At 66.1% G+C, this 5,447-nt stretch carries 4 protein-coding genes and 1 pseudogene; all 5 read left to right on the top strand.

Features of this window, described 5'->3' with window-relative positions; all coding sequences use genetic code 11:
* Window positions 1-429 (top strand): annotated as a pseudogene (locus QZ772_RS13770) (branched-chain amino acid ABC transporter permease); the annotation flags it as partial.
* Window positions 430-432: 3 nt separating this feature from the next.
* Window positions 433-1,749, top strand: a complete 1,317-nt coding sequence (locus QZ772_RS13765; protein ID WP_295527174.1) for a branched-chain amino acid ABC transporter permease — start codon at window positions 433-435, stop codon at window positions 1,747-1,749.
* Window positions 1,750-1,801: 52 nt separating this feature from the next.
* On the top strand, window positions 1,802-2,578 hold the full coding sequence (locus tag QZ772_RS13760) for an ABC transporter ATP-binding protein (protein ID WP_295527172.1): 777 nt from the start codon (window positions 1,802-1,804) through the stop codon (window positions 2,576-2,578).
* A 1-nt stretch (window position 2,579) separates the two neighbouring features.
* Window positions 2,580-3,278 (top strand): ABC transporter ATP-binding protein, encoded by a 699-nt coding sequence (locus QZ772_RS13755; RefSeq protein WP_017760878.1) that lies wholly within the window; start codon window positions 2,580-2,582, stop codon window positions 3,276-3,278.
* A gap of 257 nt (window positions 3,279-3,535) precedes the next feature.
* A partial coding sequence (locus QZ772_RS13750) for a 3-hydroxyacyl-CoA dehydrogenase NAD-binding domain-containing protein (RefSeq protein WP_295527167.1) occupies window positions 3,536-5,447 on the top strand: 1,912 nt, incomplete at its 3' end.

The following is a 5,447-nucleotide window of genomic DNA, read 5'->3' as shown; positions in this document are numbered from 1 at the left end:
CACCCCGAGATGGTCGAGGCGCTGGGCCACAACGTGCCGCGCGTCTTCATGCTGGTGTTCGGCGGTGGCGCCGCGCTGGCGGGCCTGGCCGGTGTGATCGGCGGCAACACCTACGTCACCGAGCCGGCCATGGCCGCGTCGGTGGGCTCGATCATCTTCGTGGTGGTGGTGGTGGGCGGCATGGGGTCGCTGGCCGGCGCCTTCCTGGCGTCGCTGCTGATCGGCATCGTTCAGACCTTTGCCGTGGCGCTGGACCAGTCGATGGCCTCCGGCCTGCGTGCCCTGGGCATGGCGGTGACCGACCAGACCTTCGGCTATCCGCTGCTCAAGCTCACCATTTCGCAGGTGGCGCCCATCCTGCCGTACCTCTTCCTGGTGCTGATCCTGATCTTCCGGCCCAAGGGCCTGCTGGGAACCCGCGAGGACTGATCGATGAGTGCCCTTCCCATGACATCACCGACCACCTACTACCGCTTCAAGCCGCTGAACCTGGGCCGAATCCTCGTCTGGGGCCTGTTCGCGCTCGCACTGATCGTGGCGCCGCTGGTGTTCACCAGCAGCCTGGCGCTGACGATGCTCTCGCAGATCGGCTACCTGATCATCATCTGCCTGTCGTACAACATCCTGCTGGGGCAGGGCGGCATGCTGAGCTTCGGCCATGCCGTCTACACCGGCCTGGGCTCCTTCATCGCGGTGCATGCGATGAACATGGCTTCCAAAGGCCAGATCCCGATGCCGCTGGTGCTGATTCCGGTGGTCGCCGGTGTGGCGGGGGCCTTCTTCGCGGCCCTCTTCGGCTTCGTCACCACCAAGAAGTCGGGCACCACCTTCGCCATGATCACGCTGGGCATCGGCGAGCTGGTCGCGGCCATGTCGCTGATGTTCCCGGGCTTCTTCGGCGGCGAGGGCGGCATCACCACCGACCGCGTTTACGGCAAATTCCTGATGTGGAACTTCGGCCCGCAGATCCAGGTGTACTACCTGATCGCCGGCTACTGCTTCATCTGCACGGCACTGATGTTCGCCTTCACCGGCACGCCGCTGGGCCGCATGCTCAACGCCGTGCGCGACAACCCGGAGCGCGTGGAATTCGTGGGCTACAACACGCAGCGCGTGCGCTACCTCTCGTTCATCATCGCGGGCTTCTTCGCCGGCATCGGCGGCGGGTTGGCTGCGATCAACTTCGAGATCGTCAACGCGTCGGACAGCCTGTCCACCATCCGCTCCGGCGGCTACCTGCTGTTCACCTTCCTGGGCGGCGCGACCTTCTTCTTCGGGCCGATCATCGGCGCCGTGCTGCTGGTCTTCGCGTCGATCCTGCTGTCGGAGCTGAGCAAGGCCTGGCTGCTCTACCTGGGCCTGGTGTTCCTGTTCATGGTGATGTTCGCGCCCGGGGGCGTGGCCAGCCTGATCATGATGAACGTGCGGGTGGCGCGCTTCGGCAAGCTGGGCCGCTTCACGTGGCTGTATGTGGGCCTGGCGGCCACGGGTGCGCTGATGGCTGCGGGCTTCGCCGGCATCGTCGAGATGCTCTATCACATGCAGCTCAACGCCGCGCTCGGGCCGACGGTGAGCTTCTTCGGCATCGGGCTGGACACCTCCTCGGCCACGCACTGGACGCTGGTCGCCGCCGTTGCGCTGGTCGGTCTGGCGCTGTTCGACCAGGTCCGCCGCCGCTTCGCCCGCCGCTGGGGGCAGGCGCAGGAAGAGATCGAGGCGCAGATCAAGCGCCAGGAGATGGCCGCATGAACGGCATGAACCTGACGGCCCGGCATTCATTGGCACGCCTGGAGCGCGGAGCATGAGCAACAGCGAATACGCGATCGAACTGAAGGACCTGCGCAAGAGCTTCGGCCGCACCGAGATCATCCGCGGCGCCAACCTGGCCGTGCGCGCCGGCGAGCGCATTGCGGTCATCGGCCCCAACGGCGCGGGCAAGTCCACGCTGTTCAACCTGATCAGCGGCCGGCTGCATCCCACCAGCGGCGTGGTGCTGCTGCATGGCGAGCGCATCGACGGCCTGCCGCCGTACGAGATCAACCGCAAGGGGCTGTCGCGCAGCTTCCAGATCACCAACATCTTCCCCAAGCTGTCGGTGTTCGAGAACCTGCGCTGCGGCGTGTTGTGGAGCCTGGGCTACCGCTACACCTTCCTGCGCTTCCTGTCGCGACTGGACGATGCCAACGAGCGCACCGAGGTGCTGCTGCGTCAGGTGGGGCTGGAGCGCAAGCGCGACGTGCTGGCCGTCAACCTCACCTATGCCGAGCAGCGCGCGCTGGAGATCGGCGTGACCATCGCCGGCGGCGCCAGCGTGATCCTGCTGGACGAGCCCACCGCCGGCATGAGCAAGACCGAGACCACGCACTTCATCAACCTGATCAAGGAAGTGACCGTCGGCAAGACGCTACTCACGGTGGAGCACGACATGGGCGTGGTCTTCGGGCTGGCCGACAAGATCGCGGTGGTGGTGTACGGCGAGGTCATCGCCTTCGACACGCCCGAGGCCGTGCGCGCCAATGCACGGGTGCAAGAGGCCTACCTCGGCTCGCCCGTGGCCGAGGCTCAAGGAGGACACTGACATGACGCTGAAGGTCGAAGACCTGCATGCCTACTACGGCAAGAGCCATGTGCTGCATGGCGTCTCCTTCGCCATCCAGCCCGGCGAGATCGTCGCGCTGCTGGGGCGTAACGGCTCGGGCCGCTCCACCACGGCCAAGGCCATCATGGGCCTGGTGCACGGGGAGGGCGCAGTGCATTGGAAGGGGCAGAACATCCTGCGCCGCAAGGCCTACGAGATTGCGCACCTGGGTATCGGCTACGTGCCGGAGAACCGCGACATCTTCCCCAAGCTCACCGTGCACCAGAACCTGATGCTCGGCCAGAAGGGTTCTGGCAAAGGCAGCCGCTGGGGCTTCGAGGACATGTACCAGATGTTCCCGCGCCTCAAGGAACGCCAGCACACCGAGGCCGGCGTGCTGTCGGGCGGCGAGCAGCAGATGCTGACGCTGTGCCGCACGCTGATGGGCGACCCTGAACTCATCATCATCGACGAGCCCACCGAGGGCCTTGCGCCCAAGATCGTCGAGCTGGTGGGCCAGTATCTGCGCACCCTCAAGGACAAGGGCGTGTCGGTGCTGCTGATCGAGCAGAAGCTGACTATCGCCATGCACATCTCGGACCGGGCGCTGGTCATGGGCCATGGCAGCATCGTGTATGACGGCACGCCCGACGGCCTGCGGGCGGACGCCAACATCCGCAAGGAATGGCTGGAGGTCTGAGTCCTCCAGTACGGGCCTTGGCCCTGCCGAAAGTGGGGGCGCGAGCCCCTTCTTTTTTGCCTTCGCGCGGCCGCCGGTGCAAGCTCGCGCCTCTTTGTCCCGGGAGCGACTGGCGCCGGTTGTCGCGACATCCGATCTGCCTAGAATGCCCGAAAAGAACACTCGTGCTTTTTTAGGAGACAGCAGCGCACGCCGGGCTCGCCGGCGACCTGCGCATGGCTCCGAACGCTCCCTCATCGCAACCCAAGGAACGCAGCATGACGGCTGAATACAAAGTCCACGGCGACGTGGCCGTGATCACCATGAGCAACCCGCCGGTCAACGGCCTGGGCTATGCCACGCGGGTCGGCATCACCGACGGTCTGGCCAAGGCCCTGGCCGACTCGGCCGTCAAGGCCGTGGTGATCACCGGCGCGGGCAAGGCCTTCTCCGGCGGCGCGGACATCAAGGAATTCGGCTCGCCCAAGGCGCTGGCCGAGCCCAACCTGCTGTCGGTGATCCTCGCGCTCGAAGCCTCGACCAAGCCGCTGGTGGCCGCCATCCATTCGGTCTGCATGGGCGGCGGACTGGAACTGGCCCTGGGCTGCCACTACCGCGTGGCCGCGCCCGGCACCAACGTGGCGCTGCCCGAGGTCAAGCTGGGCCTGATTCCTGGCGCGGGCGGCACGCAGCGCCTGCCGCGCGTGCTGGGCGTGGAAGCTGCCCTCAACATGATCGTGAGCGGCGAGCCGGTCAAGAGCGAGCGCCTTGCCAGCCTGCCGGGCCAGAAGCTGTTCGACAAGATGGCCGGCTCGGCCGAGTCGGTGCTAGAAGAAGCCATCGCCTTCGCCCGTGACGTGGCGGCCAAGGGCGGCGACCTGCCGCTGGTGCGCAACCTGCCCTGCCGTCATCCGCAGGGCGATGCCTACTTCCAGTTCGCCAAGAACATGGTGGGCGGCATGTCGAAGAACTATCCCGCGCCGCTCAAGTGCGTGGAGGCGGTGCAGGCTGCCACCAAGATGAAGTTCGATGAAGGCATGGCCTTCGAGCGCCAGAACTTCATCGCCCTGATGTTCACGCCCGAATCGGCGGCGCTGCGCCACCTTTTCATGGCCGAGCGCGCCGCCGGCAAGATCGCCGACGTGCCCGACGACACGCCGCAGCGCCCCGTCAAGACGGTGGGCGTGATCGGCGCCGGCACCATGGGCGGCGGCATCAGCATGAACTTCCTGAACGCCGGCATCCCGGTGACCATCCTCGAGATGAAGCAGGAAGCGCTCGACCGCGGCGTGGCCACCATCCGCAAGAACTACGAAGCCCAGGTCAAGAAGGGCAAGCTCAAGGCCGAGAAGTACGAGGAGCGCATGGCGCTGCTCAAGACCACCCTGAGCTACGACGACCTGAAGGACTGCGACCTGATCATCGAGGCCGTGTTCGAGGAACTGGGCGTCAAGGAGAAGGTGTTCACCCAGCTCGATGCCGTCGCCAAGCAAGGCGCCATCCTGGCCTCCAACACCTCCACGCTCGACGTCGACAAGATCGCGGCCTTCACCCAGCGGCCGCAGGACGTGATCGGCATGCACTTCTTCAGCCCGGCCAACGTGATGAAGCTGCTGGAAGTGGTGCGCGGCGCCAAGACCAGCAAGGACGTGCTGGCCACGGTGATGAGCCTGGCCAAGAAGATCAAGAAGACGGCCGTGGTCTCGGGCGTGTGCGACGGCTTCATCGGCAACCGCATGATCGAGCAGTACAGCCGCCAGGCGGGCTTCCTGCTGGACGAAGGCGCCACGCCGGCGCAGGTGGACAAGGCCATCGAGAGGTTCGGCTTCGCGATGGGTCCCTTCCGCATGGGTGACCTGGCGGGCAACGACATCGGCTGGGCGATCCGCAAGCGCCGCTCGGTCGAGCAGCCGGACATGAAGTACAGCCGCACGGCCGACAAGCTGTGCGAGCTGGGTCGCTTCGGCCAGAAGACGGGCGCCGGCTGGTACGACTACCAGGCGGGCAAGCGCGACGCCATCCCGTCGAAGCTGGTGGAGGACATGATTGCCGAGCACCGCAAGGAACTGGGCATCACGCCGCGCAAGATCAGCGACGAGGAGATCGTGCAGCGCCTGGTGTATTCGCTGGTGAACGAGGGCGCACACATCCTCGAAGACGGCATCGCGAGCAAGGCCAGCGACATCGACA

Origin of the sequence: uncultured Pseudacidovorax sp. (genome assembly GCF_913773995.1) — a bacterium.
Classification (GTDB): Bacteria; Pseudomonadota; Gammaproteobacteria; order Burkholderiales; family Burkholderiaceae_C; genus Xenophilus.
Note: the sequence above shows the minus strand (reverse complement) of the source record. Positions and strands in the feature narration are given on the sequence as shown.

What these genes read in the sequence shown, in the direction of transcription:
- QZ772_RS13765 (WP_295527174.1), top strand. Translation starts at nt 433, where the DNA reads ATGAGTGCCCTTCCCATGACATCACCGACCACCTACTACCGCTTCAAG.
- QZ772_RS13760 (WP_295527172.1), top strand. Translation starts at nt 1,802, where the DNA reads ATGAGCAACAGCGAATACGCGATCGAACTGAAGGACCTGCGCAAGAGC.
- QZ772_RS13755 (WP_017760878.1), top strand. Translation starts at nt 2,580, where the DNA reads ATGACGCTGAAGGTCGAAGACCTGCATGCCTACTACGGCAAGAGCCAT.